The sequence below is a fragment of the Taibaiella chishuiensis genome (genome assembly GCF_003014535.1).
GTDB classification, from domain to species: Bacteria; Bacteroidota; Bacteroidia; order Chitinophagales; family Chitinophagaceae; genus Taibaiella; species Taibaiella chishuiensis.
Genome location: NZ_PYGD01000004.1, coordinates 369,100 through 393,904, shown reverse-complemented (window position 1 = coordinate 393,904; position 24,805 = coordinate 369,100). Strand labels below are relative to the sequence as shown.

The 24,805-nt window shown below is 43.9% G+C and carries 15 protein-coding genes; 2 read left to right on the top strand and 13 right to left on the bottom strand.

Going from position 1 to position 24,805, the window contains the following annotated elements; genetic code table 11:
- Positions 1–188: 188 nt before the first annotated feature.
- Positions 189–1,595, bottom strand: a complete 1,407-nt coding sequence (locus B0I18_RS13790; protein ID WP_106523297.1) for a T9SS type A sorting domain-containing protein — start codon at positions 1,593–1,595, stop codon at positions 189–191.
- A 538-nt stretch (positions 1,596–2,133) separates the two neighbouring features.
- Between B0I18_RS13790 and B0I18_RS13780 the strand changes: the two genes are divergently transcribed.
- Positions 2,134–3,306 carry a multidrug effflux MFS transporter gene (locus B0I18_RS13780; protein ID WP_106523295.1) on the top strand — a complete coding sequence of 391 codons (1,173 nt, stop codon included), beginning with the start codon at positions 2,134–2,136 and terminating at the stop codon, positions 3,304–3,306.
- Positions 3,307–3,459: 153 nt separating this feature from the next.
- On the opposite strand, the gene B0I18_RS13775 is transcribed toward B0I18_RS13780, so the two are convergent.
- The 6 genes from B0I18_RS13775 to B0I18_RS13750 all read right to left on the bottom strand — a co-directional run bounded on the left by B0I18_RS13775 (position 3,460) and on the right by B0I18_RS13750 (position 11,415).
- Positions 3,460–4,494 (bottom strand): hypothetical protein, encoded by a 1,035-nt coding sequence (locus B0I18_RS13775; RefSeq protein WP_106523294.1) that lies wholly within the window; start codon positions 4,492–4,494, stop codon positions 3,460–3,462.
- Between the two features lie 13 nt (positions 4,495–4,507).
- Positions 4,508–5,299 carry a T9SS type A sorting domain-containing protein gene (locus tag B0I18_RS13770; protein WP_146146745.1) on the bottom strand — a complete coding sequence of 264 codons (792 nt, stop codon included), beginning with the start codon at positions 5,297–5,299 and terminating at the stop codon, positions 4,508–4,510.
- A 111-nt stretch (positions 5,300–5,410) separates the two neighbouring features.
- Positions 5,411–6,529: a hypothetical protein gene (locus tag B0I18_RS13765; RefSeq protein WP_106523292.1), complete on the bottom strand. Its 1,119-nt coding sequence runs from the start codon at positions 6,527–6,529 to the stop codon at positions 5,411–5,413.
- Between the two features lie 47 nt (positions 6,530–6,576).
- Complete coding sequence (locus tag B0I18_RS13760) at positions 6,577–7,380, bottom strand: hypothetical protein (protein WP_146146744.1); 804 nt, start codon at positions 7,378–7,380, stop codon at positions 6,577–6,579.
- A gap of 355 nt (positions 7,381–7,735) precedes the next feature.
- A complete protein-coding gene (locus B0I18_RS13755) occupies positions 7,736–8,476 on the bottom strand; it encodes a LytR/AlgR family response regulator transcription factor (protein WP_106523290.1) in 741 nt (246 codons plus the stop codon).
- Entirely contained in the window at positions 8,473–11,415 is a 2,943-nt protein-coding gene (locus B0I18_RS13750; protein ID WP_106523289.1) for a sensor histidine kinase, read from the bottom strand. The genes B0I18_RS13755 and B0I18_RS13750 overlap by 4 nt, the downstream gene beginning before the upstream one ends.
- Positions 11,416–12,159: 744 nt before the next feature.
- Here B0I18_RS13750 and B0I18_RS13745 point away from each other — a divergent pair.
- Entirely contained in the window at positions 12,160–13,806 is a 1,647-nt protein-coding gene (locus B0I18_RS13745) for a T9SS type A sorting domain-containing protein (protein WP_106523288.1), read from the top strand.
- Between the two features lie 887 nt (positions 13,807–14,693).
- On the opposite strand, the gene B0I18_RS13740 is transcribed toward B0I18_RS13745, so the two are convergent.
- Genes B0I18_RS13740 through B0I18_RS13715 form a run of 6 tightly spaced genes read right to left on the bottom strand, consistent with a single transcriptional unit; the run spans position 14,694 to position 24,804 of the window.
- Positions 14,694–15,803: a Card1-like endonuclease domain-containing protein gene (locus tag B0I18_RS13740; RefSeq protein ID WP_106523287.1), complete on the bottom strand. Its 1,110-nt coding sequence runs from the start codon at positions 15,801–15,803 to the stop codon at positions 14,694–14,696.
- Complete coding sequence (locus tag B0I18_RS13735) at positions 15,800–16,378, bottom strand: hypothetical protein (protein ID WP_106523286.1); 579 nt, start codon at positions 16,376–16,378, stop codon at positions 15,800–15,802. Before B0I18_RS13735 ends, B0I18_RS13740 begins: the two co-directional genes overlap by 4 nt.
- The gene (locus tag B0I18_RS13730; RefSeq protein WP_106523285.1) at positions 16,378–17,820 is read right to left on the bottom strand and encodes a phospholipase D-like domain-containing protein; all 1,443 of its coding nucleotides are present in this window, start codon (positions 17,818–17,820) and stop codon (positions 16,378–16,380) included. The genes B0I18_RS13735 and B0I18_RS13730 overlap by 1 nt, the downstream gene beginning before the upstream one ends.
- 5 nt (positions 17,821–17,825) lie before the next feature.
- Positions 17,826–19,187 carry a hypothetical protein gene (locus B0I18_RS13725; RefSeq protein WP_106523284.1) on the bottom strand — a complete coding sequence of 454 codons (1,362 nt, stop codon included), beginning with the start codon at positions 19,185–19,187 and terminating at the stop codon, positions 17,826–17,828.
- 2 nt (positions 19,188–19,189) lie between these two features.
- Positions 19,190–23,056 carry an AAA domain-containing protein gene (locus tag B0I18_RS13720; protein WP_106523283.1) on the bottom strand — a complete coding sequence of 1,289 codons (3,867 nt, stop codon included), beginning with the start codon at positions 23,054–23,056 and terminating at the stop codon, positions 19,190–19,192.
- A gap of 50 nt (positions 23,057–23,106) precedes the next feature.
- Positions 23,107–24,804, bottom strand: a complete 1,698-nt coding sequence (locus B0I18_RS13715; RefSeq protein ID WP_106523282.1) for a hypothetical protein — start codon at positions 24,802–24,804, stop codon at positions 23,107–23,109.
- Position 24,805 lies beyond the last annotated feature (1 nt).

Genomic DNA, 24,805 nt, shown 5'->3' with positions numbered 1-24,805 from the left:
TAACCCTGTCCATTTATTGATCCGTACCTTTGGCCGCTGCAGGTATCGCCGCCAATGGCAATAACAGATCAGGTCAATCATCAAAAGAGAAATGCCTGGGGTATAAACGGCAATGGCTGCATGCTCCCGCATGCAGCCATTGCTGTGCTATTTACCTGTTGACGCGGTCTTTTAACCGGGCGCCGTAATTACTGTTTTACAAATTTAGCCGAGGTGCTATTGGCGCCATCGGTATAGTTCAGGAAATAGATGCCGGCAGCCAGGTCGCTTACCGGTACAATAACTTCAGCATCGGTTATAACAAGCGATTTCAACACCTGTCCGTTGACATTGCGGATGATTACTTTGGCATTACCGCCTGCAGTGCCGCTTAATTTTAAAGTAAGCGCATCTTTAACGGGGTTGGGTTGCATCAACATGGTGATATTGCTGCTGCCGTTCCCATTCAGATCGATGGTATTGGACAAGGTAGTTTTGCCGTCAATATCGGTTTGCGCCAGGCGATAATATTGCCTGCCGGTGACTTTTTCCTGGTCAGTATAGGCATACCGGAGCACGGAACTGCTATTGCCCTGGGCGCCGGAGCTGCTTACCCAGCCAATATTTTCGAATGTTTTGCCATCGCGGGAACGCTGCACAGCAAAACCTTTGTTGTTCTTTTCGCTGTAGGTCTGCCATTTGAGGTTGGCCAACCCTGCCGCGGTAATACTTCCGGACAGTTTATCCATCGTTACCGGGAGCGCTGTACCCGCAACCGAAATCGTAAATTCGGCATTGCCGCCATCATAGTCATAAACCCTGATATAATAAGCCTGGCCCGCAGTAGCACCGGTAATGGTATACTCTTCGGTTCCGAAACTGTTATCGATACAATCCAGGGGAGTAGAACCACAGCCACCCGAAAACACTTGCATAACGATATCATAACCGTTAGGATCTGCGGTGATATCGATATCGCCGGCATTATCTGCTGTTACCTTGTACCAGGTGTCCAGCGCGGCATTGTCGGTAGAGGCGCAATCGGGTTCGCTTTCTGTTGCCCCGAGGGAAGTAGTGGTTACCGGGCCTCCCACGATACTCAGTGCAATTGCATTGGCACATTCATCGTTAGTCACGGGTGGCGGCGCGTCAGAGACACAAATGTCGAATGTGCCCACAGTGGTCGTCGAATAAGTCCATACCCTGCAATAGTAGGTAGCGCCTGCGGTGAGATTGGTAAGGTCGATGCGCTCGGGATCATCCGCACAGTCAAGCTCCGTTAAACTGCCACAGGTGCCACTATAAACGGCCAGTACCATATCCTCAGTTATATTACTCAGGGCTACCCGGTGGCTGGTTCCTGTTGCTACGAAACTATACCATACATCATCGTCTAAATTGACAGCGCTGCCACAAGCGGGTGCTACTTCGGGAGAAGCCGTGGCCTGGTCGGTAGTGCCCGATACCGGCGAACTGCAGGCAATACCGGCTACAGGAACGATAGCTATAGCCCCGCTACAGTTATCATTGGCAGGTTGTGCAAAGGCCGCCAGGGAGGTGAGGCCGGAAATACAACTTAAGGCAAACGTTTTTTTAAAAGAAGAGAGTTTACTCATAGGTGGTGTTTTATAAAGGGTGATTAAATACACAGTATCGAGGCTGTGGTAAAGCCTGTATGGAGGGTATAATGTGGTGGCTGCAGGCCACCCGACCCTATCTTGGTTACGTCCACCGGAATAGCATAAAAACTACCGGGAAATAGTGCGAAAAAGCAATATAAAAATTCCTTTTGCTGCATATTTATGCGCGACCAAGCACTAAAATATATAAAAAATAATGATAACTATAGGCCACCCCATTACAATTAACGAAATTTTAAGTCTTCTTCCGATCCCCGGATAGGAACTGTTTTCATTCCCGGCAACATGCATACGCCAATCCAATCCAGGCCCCTGTTGCCAGGTTAGCGCTACAGGCGTATATTTCAAGAACTTTCTTTTTATTTTTGCACCTTCATTCAAGGGACTATCATGTTTTTCTATTTAAAAATTAGCTAACGAATCCTGCCGTCATTTTTCTGACGATTTACATCAAGTAAAACGGAATCCTGTTTTTGGGACTTCCGACGGGGATTTATTATCTAAATTTTTATAAATGAAAAGTCAAAAGAAGTCATTTACCTGGCTCATTATATTTCTTGTAGGTTTCCCGCAAATCAGCGAAACCATTTACACACCTTCCCTCTCGGATCTTGCATTACATTTCAAAGTAAGCGGTAGCCAGATCCAGCATACATTGAGCATTTATTTCTGCGGGTTCGCGATCGGGGTATTCCTGTGGGGCATACTTTCTGACTATACCGGGCGGAAACCCGCTATGCTTACCGGGATTGCGTTGTATAGCATAGGCTCTTTGCTCTGCCTGCGGGCGCCGGGATTTGAGGACCTGTTATGGGCGCGGTTTATACAGGCGCTGGGTGCGGCGGCAGGGTCCAATGTGAGTCAAACCATTTTGCGCGATACATACAACGACCGGGAACGCGTTGCTGTGTTCAGCAAAATATCAGCAGTGCTGGCCTTTTCGCCGGCCATCGGCCCTTTGGCGGGTAGTATTATCGCTTCGGTATGGGATGTTTCCATGGTCTTCGGAGCACTGGTTTTAATGGGCACAGTGGCTTTTACCTGGTCTGTAATAAGATTGCAGGAAACGCGGATCCAGGGGGCAACAACGTACAACCTGAAAGCCATCGGCCGGAACATCGTTACCGATAAATCGTTCTGGATATGGGGCGGGCTCATCGGTATTATCAATGGTATTATATTCAGCTATTACGGGGAGGCGCCGTTTATTTTCATCGACCACCTGCATTTTTCTATGGTTGCGTACGGTTGCATTGGCCTTGTAGTAGCCCTTGCCAGCTTTTGCGGAGCCTGGTGCTGTAAGCAGCTCAGTCAAAGCAGATCAAAACAACAGGTTTTATATTTCGGGAACTTCGCTTTTTTAACCGGGATAGGGATTTACCTCATCGCTGTTCTTTGCCTATCCCCCTTTCACACCTTAATGATTGCCGCGCTTTTGCTGGCAATTTTTGTGGTTATGTTTGGGATTACATGTATGTTGCCCGTTTGCCTGAGCAATGCATTAGTCCGGCACAAAGGATACCTGGGTATTGCCGGGGCTGTTTTGGGTTTGTATTACTATGCCCTTGTAGGTGGCATTACCTGGCTGATGAGTGCTTTTCATAATGCAACGTTGCTGGCATTCCCCTTATTTCTTTTGTTGTGGTTTGTGATCAATACCGGTCTGATCCTTGTAAACAGGGAATAAAACCAATGCCTTCATTCTTCAGACGCCAACCCGGGCCGGGTTGGCGTCTTTTTTTGAGCAGGTTGTTCCGGGGCAAGCAGCGCCGTTGGGCGCCAGGTCAGCAGGCCTGTTATTTCATCTTGTTGTAAAGGCCCACCTATTCGTAGCGAGACGCTACGGGGTGGCTAAAAGGGTGCGAAACGATTGCGCTAAAGACCCGCTGCCGTCGTTCTCCGTAAGCAGTGTGATTTTATAATTGTTACCGGGTATAAAATAGCCGGAGGGGACAATGGCATCGAAAACAGGGCGCAGGTTAATACCGCCGCCTACAAAGCCGGAGAAATAGGACGTAGTATAAGTAGGCGCACTCATGGCCGTGGTATTGACAATCTGCCAGCGGTATTTGCTCTCCGCTACCGAAGCCATACCATCTACAAAAATATTACCGGCGCCGATAGAAAAAGTGGCCGGGGCCGTAAAGGCCGAAACCGTCCATGATTTGGGAAATACATTATCGATATAGGCATAACCGAAATGACCGCTTGCCTGGCAATCGGCCGTAGCGAAGTACAGGGTTACCGGCGCCCCCACCGAAGTAACCAGGGAAGGGAAGGCCGTAAGCAGGTTGATCCGGGTCCATTCGCGGAATACAACATCTCCTCCTGCATGCCTGAAATAGGTACTCCCGTTGGCCGGGACCTGTTGCACCCCCAGCAGGTTACCGGCATCCATACTACTTGCCAGTACATCGCTCCTGCTCACCCAGTAACTGACAAAGGGGTTCTCGGCCGTAGCTGTCGGATGCCCGTTCTGCATCACCATAGCGATCGAAAAACCGTCGAGGGCACTTAATGCACTGATCCGGTAGGATACAATTTCGGCTTGTCTCCCGGTGCCGTTGTTGCCTAAACGGATCGAAAAAGAATCGTGAAATACAGGGTTGGGTGTGTTACCAAATACCTGGTAGGGAAAGGTACGGTCCAGGTAAGGAGATCCGACTACGGGGTCGGGCCCCGGCCGCATAAGGGTATGCCTGCCGGGAACTATACCGGGGACGAAAGTACTGAGGTTGAGCGTACCGGTGGTATTCATACCGGTATAACATTTCCAGTTTGTAAAGTCTTCCAGCTCTACGTTACCGTTTATATAAGCCTGCCCCCAACTGATAGCGGGCAGGAGTGCAAGTAATGTGATCAATATTTTTTTCATAGCTTTTACTATTTTACTCGATGATTAGTTTTTGGAATGAGGGTTTGGACTTACTGCCTTTCAGCATCAGGAGGTAGTGCCCCGGCGCCAGGTTTACCGGTACCGTATACTTATGGTTGCCCGGCTGGATATTTTTCTTCAGCAGCAGCGCTACCGGCTTTTGCTGTATATCCAACACGCGCACTTCATAATCATCGCCTGTATTAATCTGTAAACCCAGCGTAAAAGACCGGCGGACCGGGTTGGGCGCAATGCTGATTACCGGCTCGTTATTGCCAGCCGCATGCAGCAGCACCAGTTTCTGCTCGTTGCCCAGGTTGCCCGTTTTCTTCCTGATATAGATCACCGATGCGATAAGCTTCCCTTCAGGATCTTCATAAAAGAAACTCGTATTGTCATACTGATAGGTTATCCCGGTAGGTTGGTAAACCGCCTGGTACTTGTCTTCTACCTGGTAGCAGGTTAATTGTTCAAAATGCCTGCCGTCTATTTCAAGATTAACATGGACATGGTTTTCCCTGCTGGTTTCATGCTGTATCCCTTGCTCTGCAACGCTTCCGGCATTCCGGTAATAATCGAATGGAAAATAGTCGAAGTGTGCGATCGCAGTTTGCGCGGCATTTTCCTTACCGGTCGTGAGTTGAGTACGGCCGGGGGTAACCGCGCCTTTCAGCCCGGCAACGGTTTGGGCAATTTCCGCTTCATATGGGGTGGCAACTGCCGGAGGCGCTTGCTCCGCCCCGGCGTCCTGCGCCCAGATCTTGCCGAAGGGCAACAGCAGCAGCAATAGTGTTTGTCGGTACATAGTTTGGATGTTTTGGTAATTGTGATTGTTAGGGGTATATCAAATATTATCCGTTAAAGATGACAACCCACAGGGGCTATCGTTCGATGCTAACCCTGGTAAACAGATTGCCTACCAGCGCAGGCCCGTCAGGTTCTGGACATCCATATTCTTGACCCGGGATAGGCCCCAATAGCCGTCGGTAGGATAAGTAGACAGGTCTATGATCGCCTTGAACACAGTTTTCTGTACGCCCCAATGGTTATTCTGCCGGAAGATGCGGTCGCCATAAAACGTGGTATAATCCACATAGGTACCGGTCTTCCCGGTACAGCCTTGCGTAGCGGAAGTGTTATAATTATAGATCTGCATACCAGCCTTTAATTTCGTAATGGCGGGAACCCAAAGCCTGACGGAGAATATCCTGATCCTGGCCTGGGCCTTGCATTCATGGGTATAGGAGGTCTTCAGAAAGTCGTAATAGGTACCCAGTTCCGAAGTATAGCGCGTTTTGTCATCTACGCTCAACCAGGTATAATTGCTTTTATTGGTACGGCAGATATTAGGTTCGTACGGCACGCGATCGTAGTTGGTTATTTCGATATGTTCCCGGAACTGCAACAACTTCGTAAATAAATTGTCGATACCGATAAAGGTGAGGTTATTGCGTATACTATCTATAATATCGAGGTTAGTATCGACTGCCGGGCATTTCAGGGTAATGATATTGCCTGCGCGTTCGCACATAACATACAGGTTGCTGCCTATAATAAAAGCGCCGTCCCTGTTGATGAGGCTTTGCTGTACCGCCCCCACCCCCATACGATGCGGATAGCTGGCAGTATCCAGGGTGTTGCCCTGTGTGCTGAGCCATTGCCGGTAAAGGCTGTCCGATACCTTGCGGTAAGAGGGGAACTGGTATTGCTGTTCGAAATCCAGCAACGGTTCGTTGCCATAGGCCCATACCGTCCAGCCTGCTGTTGCCATAACGGTATCGGGAATGGAATCCGGTTGCGGATACATATTCTGAATTGAAGCGAGCCTGGCCCCGTAAGCATTCGTCAATGCATTATAAGCAGCCTGGAATACCTGTACCGATGCATATTTAGGGATGCCGTGGTAGGTAGAGATCCCGCTGAGATTATACGTGATCGTCTCCGTTTCAAATTTTTGTTGTTCCACTGCAGGGCTTGCTTTTTTACAGGAATACAATGCAGCTATGCCCAGGGATAACAAGAGCAATTGTTTCATGGTATGGAGTTTTAGGTAAGTGTGTAAATCGGATGATACCGGACGCTTTACAGGGAAAGCTTCCAGTAAACGATCCAACTGGATATGGATACATAGAGCTCGGCCATATCGTCATTCATCTGCATTTTCTCGGCCTCTCCCGATGCCACGTAATCGGCAATAGCTGTTTTAATCGCCCGCTCGATTTTCCGGAAAAAACCCATGGAAGTAACCTGGACCGGCCCGTTACAGCAAAGCACATCGTCGTGGTGATAGCGGTTAGCCCAGAACTTCATGGCATAACGGGCCACAGCAGCGCTTCGCAATACCAGCTTCCGTTCCCCGGCCGGCAGCGTGCCATTCGTCAATACCGTATTTTCAATAGCGATAACACTGTTTTTATAGGCCAGGTAAGTTGTGGGCGTATCTATTGCGTAGGCAATGTTTTTGATCTGGCGCAGGTAGTGTTTGGCTCCCTGGGAAAAGGGAAGGCTGTCTACGATATTGTTATAGTCATTTGCGGTATCGGCAAGCAACCTGTTTACACCATTGGCTATCGATGTACGCTGGGCCTGGCTAAGGGTAATACCTGCCTGTGCGGCAAACACATCGATTATGGTATAGACCGAGGACGCGGACCCCAGCTGGGGCGATGCCAGGCTGATCAGCGTGTTGTGATCAAGGCCGAAATGATCGTAGGGATTAGCAGGATTTGCAGGTGTATCGGTAACAATCGGCAAGATGGTTATCGTTTCAACCGATTGCTGTTGCTGCAGGGGCAAAGCGGTATCGCCGGTATTTTTGGTACAGGCATTAAGCCAGAGTACAAAAGCAGGCAACAGGATAAGGCATACGCGGGGCATTGTTTTCATGTACAAAGCGGGAGTTAGGGAGTAAACGATAGCCTGGGCATAATACGCCTTCCATAAAAACTGCCGGTGGGCCTGGGTAGGCTACAGCAGCGCATTACGTTCAGGGAGTACAGGTTTGTTTCTTGCAATTTATACCATAACCCCTATCGTACAGCATCCACTTTTTACTTGGTACACCCGGCCGGATAACCCCGCTGTTTTCGGCAATAACCCTGTAAACTGCCCTGCGATCCGGGCAGCACGAGCGGCAGGTATAAAGTAGCTGTGCCGCTACCGGCCCTGCCCTGTACTTTACAACCTCATCTCCATAGATCGCATAACGCTTCCGCTCCCAACATGAAGAAACATGCCTTTATCAATGACCGATTAGTTTCAGGAATTCATCTTTCCGGGAAATAGAGACGTCGATATGGGTACCTTCATCCAGGACCAGGTAGCCTCCCCTGCCCTTTACATATTTATCGATATGCCCCAGGTTGACGATAAAGGAATGATGGACCCGAAAAAAAACGGGAGCAGCCAGGAGCTGTTCGCACAGCCCTATCCCGGTGCTCACCAGTTCCCGCTGACCGCCGGTAAAGAAAAAATAAGTATAGCTGCCGGCAGCTTTACAGTAGACGATGTCTTTCTGATCGACAAACTTATATCCCTGCAGGGTTGGCAGGGCAATTTTCTCCTGCTGGCTTTTACTCTTTTCATCCAACAGTTTAAGCAGTTGGTTACTGGCCTGCTTGAGGGTTATTTTTTGTTCGGCCTTTTGTAGTGCCGCCTGCAGCTCGGCTATACCGATTGGTTTTAAAAGATAGTCGACGGCCTGTATTTTAAAGGCATCGAGCGCATATTGGCTATACGCCGTAGTAAAAATGATTTCAAAAAACGGCGATCCGAACTTGCGGACGAGCTCAAAGCCGCTTTCATGGATCAGTTCGATATCCAGGAAAACCACATCCGGCCTGTGTTGCAGGATACACTGGTAACCGGTATCCACACCAGTTGCCGAAGCGAGTACGGTTACATCCGGGCAATAGTCTTTCAGCAATACTTCTAAGGTCTTGACATTTGTGCCCTTGTCATCTATAATTACAACTTTTATCATGGCGCCTGTTGTTTTATGCCAGTTTGCTGGCGGTAAAGAAGCGGTATCGTTAATAGGATCTTTGTACCATACGCGTGGGTCGCATCAGCAAAGCCGCTTTGTATACCAAGCGTGATGGAGCCGGTTTCCAAAACCTGGTTCAGGATCTCGATTCGTTCCCGGCTTATCGCAATGCCCCGGGAATGATGCGCTTTGTGGTTACTACCGCCTGTTGCCGGTATACCGGGTCCGTTGTCTGTTATCACACAACACATCGTATGCGCATCGGTGTGCCTGCTGAAAGTAACGGTAATGATGCCCTCGCCTGCCATCCGGGATACGCCATGTTTAATCGCATTCTCTACAAAAGGTTGCACCAGCATATTCGGAATCATTACCGAGCCGGCATCAATACCCGGCTCTACGGTTATCGAATACCGGAAGGCCGGCGCGGCCTGCATCTGCTCCAGGTCAAGGTAAGCGGACAGGTACTCCAATTCGGAAGACAACAGGATATACATGTCTGAAGCATGTTCGAGCGTACTTCGTACCAGGCCGGCAAACCTGACGAGGTAAAAGTTGGCCCCTTTGGCATCATGGGTAACGATAAAATGCTGTATCGAATTCAGGCAATTGAAGATAAAGTGAGGATTCATCTGCGCTCTTAATGCCTTCTGCTCCAGGGTGGCCATTCTTTTTTGCAACTCCTGCTGTTCCTTGTTCTTCTTGCGTAAAGCACGAAATTTCAATTGAAAAAACAAACCGGTAATGCCCATCAGGACGCCGCCGATAAGCAATTGTATCCCTTTCCGTTCCCAAAGTAAAGGCGCGATCGTAAAGCTTTTTTCCAATAAGGCGCTTTCGTCTCCCAATTTATTGATCGCCCGGATTTGGAACGTGTACTTACCGGAGGGCAATGAAGGATAATCGATATACATTTGCCCCGTAGTACGCCACCGGTCGCTTAAGCCCAACAGGCGATAGCGGTACGTGACCGTGCCGGCAGACACGAAGGACAGTCCCGCATACTCAAAACGGATACTGTTGCTATGGTGTTCTATGGGCCGGATAAGACCCGTATCGATATCCACCTGCCTGTTAGCGACCAGGATATCTGTAAACAGTACTTTGCAGCTTCCATGCACAGGCGTCTTATCTTCGTCGAAACAGGTAATGCCCTCCGGCGAACCGATATAGACGATCGAGCCCTCTGTATATATTGCGTTGATGTTATTGGATTGTAAGCCGTCGGTCATATCATACTTTTTGACGACCGCGGGCCTCGCTCCGCCCACATCTACTTTGTTGACCCCATATTCCGTTCCGACCCAGAGATACCTGCCGTCCAGGAAGAGGCTCCGGCAAACATTATTGGACAGGCCGCAGCTCTTTTCGTCCAGCACTTTCACTATTTTTCCGCGTCTCAGCCCGATGACGCCCGATTCGTAGGTACCAATCCAGGTTACATCGTCGCTCCCGGCTTTAATGGTGCTGATCCTTGAACGCAACCGGGGCAATTGATCGCCCATATAATGCAATTGGCCGCCGCTATGAATATAAAGTCCTTCCAGGCTGCCGATATAAATCGTATCCCTCGCTTTTAAGGCACAGGTAGACCGGGAATACAAGAGGGTGTCGACGAGCTTCCAATGCTTTACCGTGTAGAGAAAAACGCCGTTTGCCGCCGCAATGAGCAGGGAATCATGAAAATAAAATGCCGTCTTAACTGTTGGTGCAGGCAGGGGAACCTTTAGGGGCGCCACCACGTAAGGCAACTGTACATCAAAAAAATGAAGGAGCTTGCCTGCTCTCGCTTTCAGCCTGTGCAAACCGGCATTGTCCCGTAAGGGGCGCGAAAAGGACAAGGGTTCATTCGCACGCGACTTATCTAAACGGGCAAAACTCCAGTAGGTGCCCTTTTCCGAAACCGCACAGATCCGGTTATGCTCGGCATAGATCTGGTATACCGAAAAAGGCCGTTCGCGGCTTCCAAAAGTGTAGGCAACAAAGGGCTGCCGGTTCAGCCGGAAAACGCCGGACCCCTTGGTAGAGAACCACAGGTTTTTATCCTTGTCTTCAAACACGGCCTGGACCCTTCGTTCCGGTAAATAGGTACGCGTATATTTCCTGTTTTTAAAATCGTAGAACCGGACACCCTTCTGACTATCGCCGAGTATAAATATGCTATCGTTGTAAAACCGGCGCACAATGGCGTCACGGATAGGAATAGCATGGTGAATGCGTTTGTCGGCAGTAGTGATCCAGATCGTGTCGCGTGTTGCGACCGCGTAATAAACAGCAGGTGTTCCCGTTCGGAATGGGTCTGCAAGCCGGTTGGCTATTTCCGCGTGAGCCCCCATCGCTGCATGCCTCGTGACGGGAGGTAACTCGCCCTCGCCGGGCTTCAGGTTTAAAAAAGGATAACAGGTTTGCTGCAACGGGTCTGCCGCAAAGAAAACGGGCGCTGCATCCGGCGAGCGGGGAAGCAGGTAGATCCCGTTTGAGGCATGTAACAGTATCCGGCCATCGTTCATTTCCGTTATTCCCCTTATATAACCGATCTCCCTTATTCTGCCGAGCTGCGGGTCATTGTCGTGATTGTAAATTTTCCCCTTATAATAGTAACACAGGGCATTCTTAAAAGAAGCGATCCAGATCCGGTTCCTGGAATCGCAATAGGTAAAAAAAACCTCGTTGCTGGGCAGGCCGTCGGCGATGGTAAAATTGCGGAAGGCTTTACCGTCAAACCGGCTTAAACCCGCTTCTGTAGCAAACCACAGGAACCCGTCGTTGTCCTGTGAAATGCCATGTACGGTAGAGCCGGGCAGTCCGTCCTTGGTACCGTACTGGATATACGAATACTCCTGTCCATACAGGGGCAACCTCAATTGGACCATAAGGCATACCAGCAGGACTCCGGAATAGTTGGCTATATGCCTGGTCAGACACTTTGGGCTCAAAAGAACAAGTCAGTTTTTTGTTTAAAAAAAATTCAATATACAGAATATAATTTTTTTTAGCATATCGACTGTTAGATGTGAGGTATTAGATGTGAGGTATTAGATGTTAGATGTTAGATGTTAGATGGTAGATGGTAGATGGTAGATGGTAGATGGTAGATGGTAGATGGAAGCTATGAGCTACGAGATGGGAGATGTCATCCTGAGCGCAGCCAAGGATCTCATCGTTTAGCTGGCTTTAAAACGGGATGCACTGGGTTAACTGTAATCGGGAACGCAGCGAAAATTCTTAACAGAGGAGAACCGGCGCAAAGGCCGTGCCGGTACTTGCAGCCTATGTGCCCGCCCGGCAATGTTCCAGCATAACATATCCCGGCACTGCATTACTTATTCACTAAATAATATTTCATTAATAACTATAAATAATGCAAAAGTGTATCTTTATAAAAAATATTACTAAAAAATAAAGAATGGCCTTCCTGCATTTATATGGGTAAAATCTTATAACGTATGTACTTTTTTTTACAATATGAAAATGCCACAGAAAAGCCCCTGCCATTGATTTATAATTTTACTATTTAAGAAATTTCCTAACACTTCTAAACGCAAATGCCTATGCAAAAACAACCATCATCTGAAAGCTGAAACAACAGGGAAGCGCTGAACACCCTCAGAAAAAAGTAAGCACAACCATTCCATTACCGGTAAAAGCGATTACATACCGGACCAATCACAAACACACTCATGAACACACTCTTTAAAGTACGGCTCCTGATCGTATATTTATGCGGCATCGCCCTCTTCTCTCAACCCGTATTTGCCGGGCAAAATCAACCTTCGACTACCGGCGCAGCGCTCTGGCTTACCAATGGAGACGGTTCCGGCAATGCCTGTTACCCGACTACAGTTCCTCTTTCCGCAGGATTCCAATTTGCCAGCTACAGCGTTTCCGGCGCCTCATTCAGGGTCAGGCTGGAGTACAAGCGCTTTGATCTTCAATTAGTCGGGTTGGGCATGGTCATTCTTAACGAGAGCATCACGCAAACCATCTACACACCGGTAAAAGTGCCGACAGCAGGCGGTACGGCATTGTTCAATACCAGTTATTTTTATGGCGCCAGTTACCCGATGCATTTTGCTTCGGCCACCGGGTATTACCGGGTTACCACAACCCTGCAACAGTTTGCAGGCAGCGCCTGGACGGATATCGAAACACTGACCTCTCCGCACTACTATGTTGCTCCCAATGACAACAACAGGATATTGGCGCCCTATGTTTCCGTAGGTAAGGCAAATACCCTTGCTGTCGATTTCAAAGTGAACAATACTGCAGGCTGGGTAAGCGGTATCGGTCTTCCTCCTGTTCTTTACACCTGCAACCCGCTTTCCGTAATCATGGATCATATTTCCGGCACAACCGAAAGCATGACCATTACGCTGACCAAAGGAAACTGGTCCTCCGGAGGTTTTGCGGCATTGCCCGGAAGTTCCAATACCACATCGCAGTATATTGTTCAGACCCCGGGCGCTATCCCCGACCAGGCCCTGCATAGCATGTTCAGTACATTCCTGACGGGTTATGAAGGCTATCTACAGGTATCATTAACGATCGATCAGAATGGCTGCGACAACATTAACGATATCCCCACGAAGTCGCAGGTATTTAAACTGGGTAACCCGGTTCAATTTAAATTGCATACCAGCGCTACCGGCTGTAATAATGGCCAGGTAGACCGGGTAACCACCCTACCTATTTCCACGGTTAACTTCAGCGGACCGCCTTGCCAAAACGGCTGGGTAGGTGCATTTACCGGCGGCGTGGAAAGCGCCACTTTTGCGGGTGTTGGTACCGTGACCTCCTGTACGCAAACAGTACAGGAAGTTAACCCGAATACCGGCGCTGTAATCGGCGCCAACCTGGGATCTATTTCCAGCTCTTCGGTGCCCAATAGCCTTACCCAATTTGTGAGCATTGTAGGGCTTTATTTTGTAACCAACTTCCCCGGCGTTGCCAGCAACAACCGGACCTTCAAATACACCCTGTCAGTAACGGCAAACGGTTGTTCGGCCTCGAATTTCACCTATTTCAGGATTGCACAGGACGGCTCCGGCGGCGGGCAAACCTGGGATGCCAAAGTTCCGGTAGCCAAGGCAGACGGCGCCCCGCTGGTATACCCTAACCCGGCAAACGACCAGGTAAATATCAAATACGCCGGGTTTGATGAAAAGGCGTACATCACCATTTACGATCAGACCGGGCGTAAAGTCTTAAGCCAGTCCTCACTCCGCAATAACACAGAGATCAATATAAGCAGTCTTTCTAAAGGGATATACTTATATACCATCGTTTCCGGAGCGGAAGCTTTTCATGGAAAGTTTGGCAAAAATTAATAAGATAGCGATGTGAAAGATGGCTTTATGCAAGTCAGGAGGGAAGCTTGAGGAGAGCTGATTCCGTAGACAAAGAAAGGCCATCGGAATATTGTCTGTAATTAAATACCAACAGGCCGGCCCGGACTCCTAACCGGGCCGGCTATTTATATGCCCTTACCATTATGTACAAGTGGCTGCACCGCTGCCGTGTTCTACCAGGCAAAAGCCCGGCTTTAACCGTAATCGTTTTTTGATGAATGAAAGGGATCAAGCGGAGTTCCTGGGGGGATTAAAAATCAAGCCTACAGATGTATTCCTAAATACCAGGTTTTGGCGGGCGAATCCGGTCCCGTTAAAAATCATTTTTGCTCGCTGCGCTGCAGCGAGAATAAAATAGGGACAGATTAAACGAATGCTTTGTCGGGCCCACTATGCTTTTTTGTCCTTTTCGTCTGACCCCAACTTTTACGCTTGATCCGGCACTTCCCGTTTTTTACGTTGATCCGTAATCCGGCCACAGTACCTACGCCGCGCGCAAACGCAGAAAATAAAGCCATAAAAAAAGCCTGCAAATTGAATTTGCAGGCTTTTTACTTTGTACCACGTACGGGAAATTCTTTGAACACCTTTTGCGGTTTTTGAGTATTTTAGACGGCATAAAGGACAATGAAATTGACATTACGCAAATTCCCAGTACCACATCTAAAACCAACAAACGAAGGTTAAAACCCTAGAAAAAACAACTGCGAGAACGAAATGAATTCGCCTCTCTCCTACTCTTGGGACGAACGGAATATCCAATCGAACACTTTAAGTTACTCTTGACATTTAGCAATGATCTTAGTCTTAAGCAACATCTTAATATACGAATGATAAAAACTACACGGATTGTCAAAGCACTCTATTTAGAGAGAATTTCTTTTTTCCAATTGATTCAGTTTTGTGATTAATTTTTGAAATGAATTACCTGGTTGGTTTTTAAATCCAAACATAAAAAAAACTTCGATCTCCAACTCTTTACATTTTTCAATAATCGTTGGACTGGGCATATATCGACTGACCAATATAGATTTTGAAATAAGGCCACCATAGGTTTGCTTAATAACCTTCATTTTATTGATGTCTTCCTGTTTCACATTGCCCGATTTGCATTCCACAAAGATTAATTTGTTGTTCAAATTAATCAAGATATCAATTTCGTTTTTCTTTGTCAGTTGACTATGTTTAAATGGCAATTCAAATTTCACCAATATTTCTTTAGCCTTTGCCCATTTGGATATTGCCTCTGCAACAAGTAGCTCCCACCATCCTGCATAAAAAAAGAGGTCCCGAACATTGGTTGACTTAAAAGATTGTGTTCTTCTCGTTTTAACAAAGATTTCAACCTTAGTAGCATCCCAGATACAACTGACATCATTACTAATATTCTTATTTCCCGATACTGGTATTGCTTGATCTTGATAGTGTTTTCTGAAGTAACTCGTAACAGCCGAATAATTTTTTCCGTTACTCGCATAGCGCTCTATCTCCCTTGCTATTTTCAAGTCTTGCTGGTCGAAGTCCTGTAAGGTTTTCGCCAAGTAATGCGAATGACCAGTAATTTCTAGAAATTCTTTAGTTGTTACGTGGTACGAAACGGCTTTTTTGGTATAGTTAGGTAGTTCCCAAAAGGTATTATCTTGGTTAATATAAAATCCTGGGAGGCTTCTGTCATGGATAATTGATTGAATAGCAAGAACCATAACCTTGGTGCCTCCTGTTAGATTGAAAGATACCTCTTCATTAGGATCGATTTTGTCCAAAATTTTTTCACAGGTGTTTTTTACCGATGTGAAATCGTATGCGTTACAGCTATGTTCTGAAAATGAAATTCCTTTGATGACTGATTTTAGTTGGGGCAAGCCGCCTTTAGATTCATTTGAGACAATGAAATATACTCTGTCAGGATTAAATTCCTTTATACCGATAAATACTGGGAGCAACTGCCCTCCAACAAGTGTAATCTGGTGCTTCATTTTATAAAAAGTTCAGGTTGGTCTTTAAATGGATCATAAACAATATTCAGCACTTCCGACCCAGGAAGTGGTTTTCTCAGGTCTTTGATATATTCCTTGAAATCGACATAAACAATTTTGCACCCATAGTCTTTCCCGAAAATTGCTGCCGAAGCTACCATTGACTTTTTTCCACCAGTAATGTCCAAGGTGACATGTGAGGTAGGATGCAATAGCAATTGTTCTTTAAGGGCCTTGTAAATAATTTCAAACGTATCTTCCTGGAGGTAAATGGTCTCGTAATCAGATCCAAGATATTTTTCCATATAACTGCTACCCTCACTTTTGTTATTCGTCGTGAATATGATATGCACATCCGGTTCAATAGTATTGGCAGTTAATATGATCGGTTCAGGAGAATAACCCAATATTGAGAATAGTACGCCTCCTTTTGGTAACAGGTTCGCATTGGATTCCTTGAAAACATCTATTACAGACGCGAATAGTTTTTCAAAATAGATTTCCTGTGCCTTATCGAACTTGCCTGATCGTGAGAGTTCAAGCCATTCATTTAAATATGGTATTGTAGGTCCCATCAATTGAATTGAATTTTAAGATTAAAATATTTTAGTATGTATTTTTCAATATCATACTTCATTATTTCTTTACTGATCAGGTGAAATGTCCCATCGTGATAATTGCATTTATAAAGGGAAGCTCCAGCCTGCAAGAACTTCTGATCTTTGGTTTGCGCATAAAACACTGGACGTTCTAATAATTCAGCATGATTGACGCTTAGGCCAGACCTCATAGTAATACTAATCTGCTGGGGGAAGACCGGCGCACTAATCCCTTTTGTTTTTTCATAACTGCTATAGGTGTCAAAGAAATGCTGGCGTATTGGATTTGCTGTAAATATATACACACTTGATGATATTAAATATTTATGCAATTCAAACATCATCATGCGCTGTTGCTCGTTAAGTATATATCCTACTTCAAATCCGTTGATCAGGCCGTGATTGCCATCGATGTTTGCCGTAAATATCATTCCTTTGGATTCACTTATGATCCCTTTGGAATGATTATACAAATCCGCATAAATATGACATCCAGCCCTATTCAACCATTCGCATGCTTTCAAGTGATCGTTTCTATAGTTCATACCTCTGCAAAAAACATATATCCTAATGTTACGTGCGATTGCATTAGTGATCGCGTCCTGGAATTCTGGCAAATTTTCAAGACCAACGATACTATAGGTGGACAAATAAATATATTTTTCTGCCAAGCATATCATTCCAACTATTTCCTCATATAAATTATGAGTCAGCTGTTCATAGGTATATCTGATAAGCGCATGCTCAGTATTGGGCAGTTGCTCTTTTGAAATATTAAGATCCGATTGGCCTATAAAATTCTTTTTCTTTGTCGCTGTGATGTATTGCCGGTATCTTGTTCCACGCTGAAAAATAACATCAAACAATTTATCCAGATCCATGGCATCTGTCTGATTTAAATAAACACCAGTTTCAGTATTCAGCACTAGAGAAGGCGTAGTTAGGTTTGCACTGGTTAAAAAACCGATCGACCTATCCGAAACGATAAACTTGGCGTGTGCGGTAGTGGCCGCCCTAACATGTACACCATTATCGTATAAAGTTTTTATACAATACAAATGTGCTTGAACTGTATTTTCTTTTAACTCCTCTTCTGTGAGGTAATTTGATAATTCTGAGGTGTTCTTTAACTTTGAGTCATCCAACTGAGTTAGAATAAAGATGGCTGTCCGGTGTTGTTTGGCTTTATTCAATATTGCATTAAACACCTCCTTGTCAGTTATGATGAAACTACATATCTTTAAAACAAATTGGCTTTCATCAATTAACTTTAAGATCTGTCTCTTTAGTCCCTCGTTATTTTCTTGGGTAAGATAGATCAATGAATTATCCTTAAATGGAACATACCCTTCCTGATTTGGATTTAAAATAAATGCTCCACTGCAAAAGGGATCTTGATGTTGTATGATTTTTTCCATCTAATTTAATTGGCCATGTAGTTTTCTATATCCACCTTTTCTAAGATTTCTAGTTCACCAGCTGCTGCAAGCAACTCTCGATAGTCTCCTGCAAATTCAGGGTGTAGTTTCGTAAACCATTTATAGTTCAAAATCGCAGTTCTCTTCTCTTTTTTTAACAGGGATTTGAATTGTATGACTTTTCGAACAAAATCGTCCTCAGTTTTATAATACAGATAAATGAGAAAAACATTCTTTTCTGCATTAGCGACATAATAATAATCACGCTCACGGATCAAACTTTCAACAAGTCGGTGTCTGTCAGAAGAATTCATAAGCATCTGCTTGTTTAAACTGATCTCTATCGTTGTTTCTTCATTCACGACACTTTCTGGCGCAACATTTTTGATCTCAAAAATCTCTTCGATAACTTTAAGAAGATCCTCACTGCTAAAAGAAAAGCACCTATTCCTTGAATCCCTATAACAATCTAATTCCCCCCAATTTGATGTAATAATAGGTTTAGGCTGTCTTTGGGAATCTTCTCTTAGCCTTGGAATAGTAATTTTAAATTCTAGGTTTTGGATTTTTTCCTTTAGCGTCGACTCAAAAACCTTAATGTGTTTTTTTACTGTTTCATAATAGCTGATGCCCTCGGATAACGAGTGGGCGGCAAAGCCGTCAATGACCTCTTTAACCAACCCAGTTTCAAACGAACTTACCGCAATGAGTAATTGAAATGTTTGTTTAGTAAAGGAAGTATCGTCAATGGTAACCAAGCCCGAAGGAATACCGTATTGCTCCCTCTCTTCAGCTAAAACACCAAAGATCTTTTCGATCAAAGCTGATTTATCAGGCGGGGTATGCACAATATCAGGGCCGAAAGGCTTGCTGGTTCTGGTTTCCCCTGTTGAGGTTGTAAAGAAACGCACGTCATATTCACTGATGAGTTTAGACCGATAAAATGTATAGAATACTTTTGGCAATGGCTGCAGGGTAATACCATCCAAATAAAAATCATAAGATCGGTTGTGTTGCCGCTCCCGGACCTTATCATGGAAAACAGCACGTCCTTCTATCGTAAGTTGATAACCGCCATCAGATTTCTCCAACAAGCCATCTCTTAATAGAACCTGGGTCCTCAACTCTACAAACATTTTTGATGTACCAATCAGGCTCCCGATCTGAAATGTGGTAAAATCGGGCTTTCTGCTGTAAAAATCACAAATTACCCGGTCTATATTATCCAGCGCATCCGGAGTGATATCACTGATAGTAGCATGTATGCAGTATACAGGATATTGAATGCAAAAAATACCCTTAAGCTGTCCGCCAGTTTCCCGGATGTGCTGATAGAATCTTTCAAAATCTAAACTAAATAAGCCCATATCTAAATTTTAAATCCGAGTTGTTCTTTTTCATAATCAATATTTGTGACCGTTGCATCTAACTTATCACGCTCTTTTGGAAACGGTTTACCCCGGAAGTATTTTTTATTCAAAAACCCTCTTAATCCACCGGGAATCTGCAGCTGAAATCCAAAGTCATTAATCCGAGAAACCTCTACCTGTAGGACATCACCTATTTTAATTTTGCCGACTCGATCCCGCCATATTTCCGGATCAACCCTAACAGTAATTTTCTTAAATTTCTCATCGATATCGATGATGGTTACAGTTACAGTTTGACCTTTTTGTAGACTGGATAAATTCCTGTTCAAAGGTTTCTTTAAATGATTGTAAGGTGCAAGACAGCGGTGATTTCCAACTTGGATGTAAAGGCCGTATTCAATTTTCGACAGATTAACAGCTAAACCGCTCACTATTCCACGCACTTTGTCTCCCGGCTTGATGGTACTAATGAAATTTGTAAACGATTTTTTGCCCCGGTAATCTGCAATACTAAAGAAGTTTCCGATATCTTCCTTTTTACTCAGTCTAATCAGCCTAGTAAATAACTGGGTATAATTGAATAATCCATCATAGTGGGATTTTGGGTCAGCGAGTGTGACGGAATTACCGATCAGGATCAGTTTTTTCTTTGCCCGACTAAAAGCTACGTTGAGTCGTCTGGCATCATCTAGAAAGCCAACCTTAATGAATTTCTTACGCCCATTAACCACTGGAGCTTTAGCGTGATTGGCCGATCGGGTAAAACTAAAGATAATTATATCATACTCTTTGCCCTGAAAGGAGTCCAGGGTAGAAACATCAATGTTCTTTAACTTGCAGGCAGAAGAATTTTGAATATATTTACTAATATTAGCAACCTGTGATTTGTAGGGGGCTATGATAGCAATATCTCGATAAGAAACATTATGGTTAAAAAGCACTGGTAGTATGATTTCTGAAATTGATTCAGCTTCCAGGTTGTTCTTTACTGAATTTCCGTCTTTTTGCTCATAAGGGTTTTCAGAATTTGATGTATCAAAAAAGACGATTTCTTTATTGAAGGGTGCTGGCAGGTCTAACCTGTTCAGATGTGTCCGGCTTCCCATCTGAACTCTACCTTCATAGAATGATTCAGAAATAAATTCACCGATATTTGGATGCATCCGATGCTGATAGTTTAGCAGCTCCAGATTTTCTTTAGGGAAATCTCCGGTATGGATTCGGTTAATAATGAATTCAAAAAATGAGGTCTTCAGTGCATGAACAATCTCCGGTTGAAGAAACTCGTGTCCGTATCTCGATTTCGGGAAGCTTTCAGGATCGCTCTCATCTATTAGTGAACTATCCATATAAGGCGGCAATTGCATTTGATCGCCAACGAGGATAACTTTCTTTCCAAGTTCCATTGCGACGAGACTCTCTGCTATATTTGCCTTGCCTGCCTCATCGATAATAACGGTATCAAATTTAAACGAAGTGTCTTTAAAGACCTGATCCGTTTTAATACCTATACAGGTAGCAAATACAATATCCACCGAGTTGTATAACATAGGTTTTAAAAGGATCTCATATTCATTCTGTATAGACGTAATCCAGTCTTCTAATGCTGTAATCGCCTCTTTGATCTCAGTAGGTGTTAAGTCCCTTAATCCATCCCGGAGAATATAATGCCTTTGGCTGTAAACATCTTTTAGCTTTCCATAGGCATCTACTATCTCTTTGACTTGCTTATTGAATTTTACAAATATTAATTCCAGGTCTTCGCCTTGGATCTTCGCATTTAGAAAGGTTTTGGCCAGAATTACTTGGTTATTTAAAAATTGCTTAAAATCAACCTTGTAGTCTTCAACTAAATTATCTATGTTATATTTCACCAAATCTTTGTCTACTCGGTCTGGATTTCCGACTCGCAATAAAGTCAGACTTGGCACTTTTGAGATCTTCTCCAGGACATTATCTACGGCTACGTGATTTTGCCCTGCGACAAGAATCTTTTCTTTTTTAGCCGTTAGTTGTTCAATAATTTCTGCAATAACCGTAGTTTTACCGGTTCCAGGAGGCCCTTGTATTAAAAATATATTTTGGTTTCCGACTGCTTTAATGACGGCCTTAACCTGGTTATTATCGGGTTGCTCTATCTCAGTTCTGGCCAGATCAGGATTTTTAAAAAGCAATTTGGAAATTTGCGGCGTACGAACTTTATCAGGCCTGACTAGTAAGGATTCGATATGGTCAATCTTAATCTTTTTTTCCAGAAAATCCTGTATGATGTCTCGCTGTAGCGTATACTGCTTCTTTGAAACTCTCTTATCTATGTAAAATCCATTCTTTAAAATATCTAGACGAATTTCTTTAAAGAAAGTGATCTTGTAGCCTTGTTCGTAAGCACTAAGCGTACCATCTCCAATTTTGACTAATTCTTCATCACTACTTTTCTTCAACGAAGCCTGTTTTATTCTGATGTTAACAACTGTGTCGCCCTCTAATTCAAGAGTGTCTCCTACCGTGGCTGAAATTTCAATAGTAATTCCACCCGAATCACTCGGTACCTGCCTATAGGTATCCACAAATGCATTGTATTCCTTTTTATCATCAAGCAGGCTAATTTGGTACTCCAGAAATTTGTCAATAATACCCAAGGTTCTTCCTTCGTGTCTTAATATCTCACCAGACTCCTTTTTTATCCTGTTAATGGTATGAAAACACTCTGTTTTCAGAATCATATAATCCAGAACATCCTTCTGGGATGTACCAAAAGGTAAATTTCCCAAGGGAGATAGAACAACTATTGGAGAGGTATATAAAAATGATCCCCATTTTGTGTTGGTTTTCTTTCTTTCGGAAGTATCGGTAAATGCCGTTCCAATACTAAAATTCCGAATTAGAAACCGAACATCCTTACCATTCCTTGAAATATCTATATGACCGTAAAAATTAATCTCCTCATTATAAAGTGAGAAATCGTGTGTGGTTTCTTCCTTATTTCGATCTTTTTTGAACTTGTTTAACCTAAACCAATAGTGTTGTTCGGACAAATTAAGCAAAAGCTTTTGTTCAATATCTTCACTATATGGTTCCTGTCCAAAAAAATAAGGGATTGCTTGCTGTTTAAAAGCAGTTCCATAAGCCGAGCTATTGCGTTCAAACTGGATATAAAGTGGGAAACCTGGAGCTATTTCTTTAGAAAAGATCTTAGGATCTAATTCAAATCCTTTTTTTATCAGTTCATGATCTTCATCGGTCGCATTATTCCCGAATATGGATTTGTTAAATGAATAGTAAGAAGTAAGGTCTTCCTCGATGAAGTTAAATGTTGGCTTGATGTCTATAAGCGTGTCAACAGGTACCTCTTCTGTAGAGGCATCGACAAATGACATCAGGTTGGCGTCATCCATTTTATCATTGACACGCACCCGGACTTCCTGTGCTACTTCATGCTCAGGGTCCCAGGGTAATAATCCATACAAGTCATCAGAGGTTTTGACAAGGCAGCTGCTATTAAGCTTATCAAGTATAAGTGCTGTATACTCATCCCCACGAACGATCCTTGCCCAAGATGTACTATCGGATAATGGAGTGGATAAATGTTTTTGACTTAGTTTAATTTGTTTGTTCTGAAAATCTATAGCTAAAACGACGCACTTAATTTCTTGTCCTACCTCAAATTGTTGAAGTGATCTTTCGCCGTCAGGTAGACACCAGGAAATATCCAATACCGATAACCGTCCAACAAATTCTTTATTAAAGGTGGTTACTACTTGCGAAGGTCTAATAATTGAGCTTATTTGAACCTCAACTACTGTTCCGACGCCATAAGTCTTTAGAAACTGTTTCTGTTCTGGTGATATGTCGATAGAATTGTTCAAAATTAAAAATTTTCAAATATTTACTGTCTAGTATTTTATAGTTGTGTAATTCACGAAATTAAAGGCATTTTTTTCAGGTCAATTAAAATATGATACAATAAAGTTTCCGTGTCTGTTCGTGTGTGCCCTGATTCTATTATTTTTATATCTGAGTAAGGATAATCGTCCTTTTCACAAACATGTGCTAAAGGATATTTGTAAGAATAACTTGAAACAAAAGTTAGATACTTCGAATAGAATGATACAAAATTTGTAGCATCCGAATAGATAAGCAGGAAGTTTGCCCTATTGCCGTTGGCGTCATAATTAAATAGCTTGTCTATATGTAGGGTTAGGTAATCCTGTTTCAAGGAATCGAGATTCAACGCTTCTATAATTGTAAAAGGCGCACCATTTGATTTACAAACCAAAAGGTCGATCTCACCAGCCGATTTTCCTTGTGCAGAAGTACTCCATCTTGCTTGATCTTTGACCAGGTAACCACTTGCTTCCAAGAGATTTGCAATAAAGGTATTACGGTCGTCTTCCGAATACCCATTCCAATATTTGCGATTTCCTTGCATTTTTACGCATGCCGAAACTAAATGATCTTTAAAGCTTTCCAAAGAAGGAGAATTAAGGGAGTCGAAAGCATTCATAATTGCTGTTGGATCACTGTAATCAGTGATCGCGGACAATGCGGCGTCAATATTTGCAGCACTTCGATCCGAGAACAGTTGTGCAAATCTAACTTTGAGACTTTCCTCTTCTACTTTTTTTTTTGCTTCATCGTCATTAAGAATATTCAAAAGCTCTTTTAAAAAATCGGCTTCGTCTCCATCACCAAGTTCCACTATTCTTGATTTAATCCGGCTAACTTCAGCAGAGAAATTCAGCATAAAATAAGGTCGCAATATTTTATGCTGAATCAGGTTTCTATAGCTGTCTGAAAATACACCCTCATTTAGTCTCTTAGAGAGATTTTCATTCTCTATCAATGCATATTGATAGTGCAAATTTCTGAGGCCTTCTCTGAAATCTAACCAATTGCCAGGATGGTTTGTAGTTATACGATTAAGGTGAATGAGGATTCGGTATAGGCCAAGGAAAAGAGAAATGGTGCTATCTCCAAATGAATTTGCCTGCATTTGAAAAACATAGTCTCCAATTTGTCGAGCGGCTAAATCAACACCTCCTGTCCTAGCACTTGTAAGATCAATTAATATTGAGCTTACAAGTGCATAAATCTTTGCATCTACTCTGTTTTCGATTGTTTGATCCGCTTTAATGAACAGCTGGTAGCTTATGCTAAAGTGACTTAATGCATTTTCCTTGTCAACAGAAAGCATTCCTTCCTGAAGTTGTATCATAGCAAGCCTGAGAGTACTTTCCGCCACGATCTCGGCTTCATCGCTTTGTATTTGTTTATTATAAATACCCTGGATAGAAGCAGAATCCAGTTCATGTAAAAGAAATATCGCTTTTAGCCGCTCCAGCTCAAGGAAAAGTTCACTGTCTTCTTTCCAGTCATCAACAAAAAGGCCCAATGCCTGTCTAGGCTTTATCTTATTTAAAAGCACAATATCTAGATAGCTGTTCAGCGCTTTCTTTTTAACATAGTCGTTCTCTTCGTCATCAAGTACGATATTTTTCAAAAAGCGATTTAGTTGAATATCATCTAACTCAAGAAAATTCAGGATGCCGGCATCATCGAAAAAATTAATCTTATGAGGCAAATCTAGTATTGCAAAATCTTCAAGAGCTTCCATC

What these genes read in the sequence shown, in the direction of transcription:
- B0I18_RS13790 (WP_106523297.1), bottom strand. Translation starts at nt 1,595, where the DNA reads ATGAGTAAACTCTCTTCTTTTAAAAAAACGTTTGCCTTAAGTTGTATT.
- B0I18_RS13780 (WP_106523295.1), top strand. Translation starts at nt 2,134, where the DNA reads ATGAAAAGTCAAAAGAAGTCATTTACCTGGCTCATTATATTTCTTGTA.
- B0I18_RS13775 (WP_106523294.1), bottom strand. Translation starts at nt 4,494, where the DNA reads ATGAAAAAAATATTGATCACATTACTTGCACTCCTGCCCGCTATCAGT.
- B0I18_RS13770 (WP_146146745.1), bottom strand. Translation starts at nt 5,299, where the DNA reads ATGTACCGACAAACACTATTGCTGCTGCTGTTGCCCTTCGGCAAGATC.
- B0I18_RS13765 (WP_106523292.1), bottom strand. Translation starts at nt 6,529, where the DNA reads ATGAAACAATTGCTCTTGTTATCCCTGGGCATAGCTGCATTGTATTCC.
- B0I18_RS13760 (WP_146146744.1), bottom strand. Translation starts at nt 7,380, where the DNA reads ATGAAAACAATGCCCCGCGTATGCCTTATCCTGTTGCCTGCTTTTGTA.
- B0I18_RS13755 (WP_106523290.1), bottom strand. Translation starts at nt 8,476, where the DNA reads ATGATAAAAGTTGTAATTATAGATGACAAGGGCACAAATGTCAAGACC.
- B0I18_RS13745 (WP_106523288.1), top strand. Translation starts at nt 12,160, where the DNA reads ATGAACACACTCTTTAAAGTACGGCTCCTGATCGTATATTTATGCGGC.
- B0I18_RS13740 (WP_106523287.1), bottom strand. Translation starts at nt 15,803, where the DNA reads ATGAAGCACCAGATTACACTTGTTGGAGGGCAGTTGCTCCCAGTATTT.
- B0I18_RS13735 (WP_106523286.1), bottom strand. Translation starts at nt 16,378, where the DNA reads ATGGGACCTACAATACCATATTTAAATGAATGGCTTGAACTCTCACGA.
- B0I18_RS13730 (WP_106523285.1), bottom strand. Translation starts at nt 17,820, where the DNA reads ATGGAAAAAATCATACAACATCAAGATCCCTTTTGCAGTGGAGCATTT.
- B0I18_RS13725 (WP_106523284.1), bottom strand. Translation starts at nt 19,187, where the DNA reads ATGGGCTTATTTAGTTTAGATTTTGAAAGATTCTATCAGCACATCCGG.
- B0I18_RS13715 (WP_106523282.1), bottom strand. Translation starts at nt 24,804, where the DNA reads ATGGAAGCTCTTGAAGATTTTGCAATACTAGATTTGCCTCATAAGATT.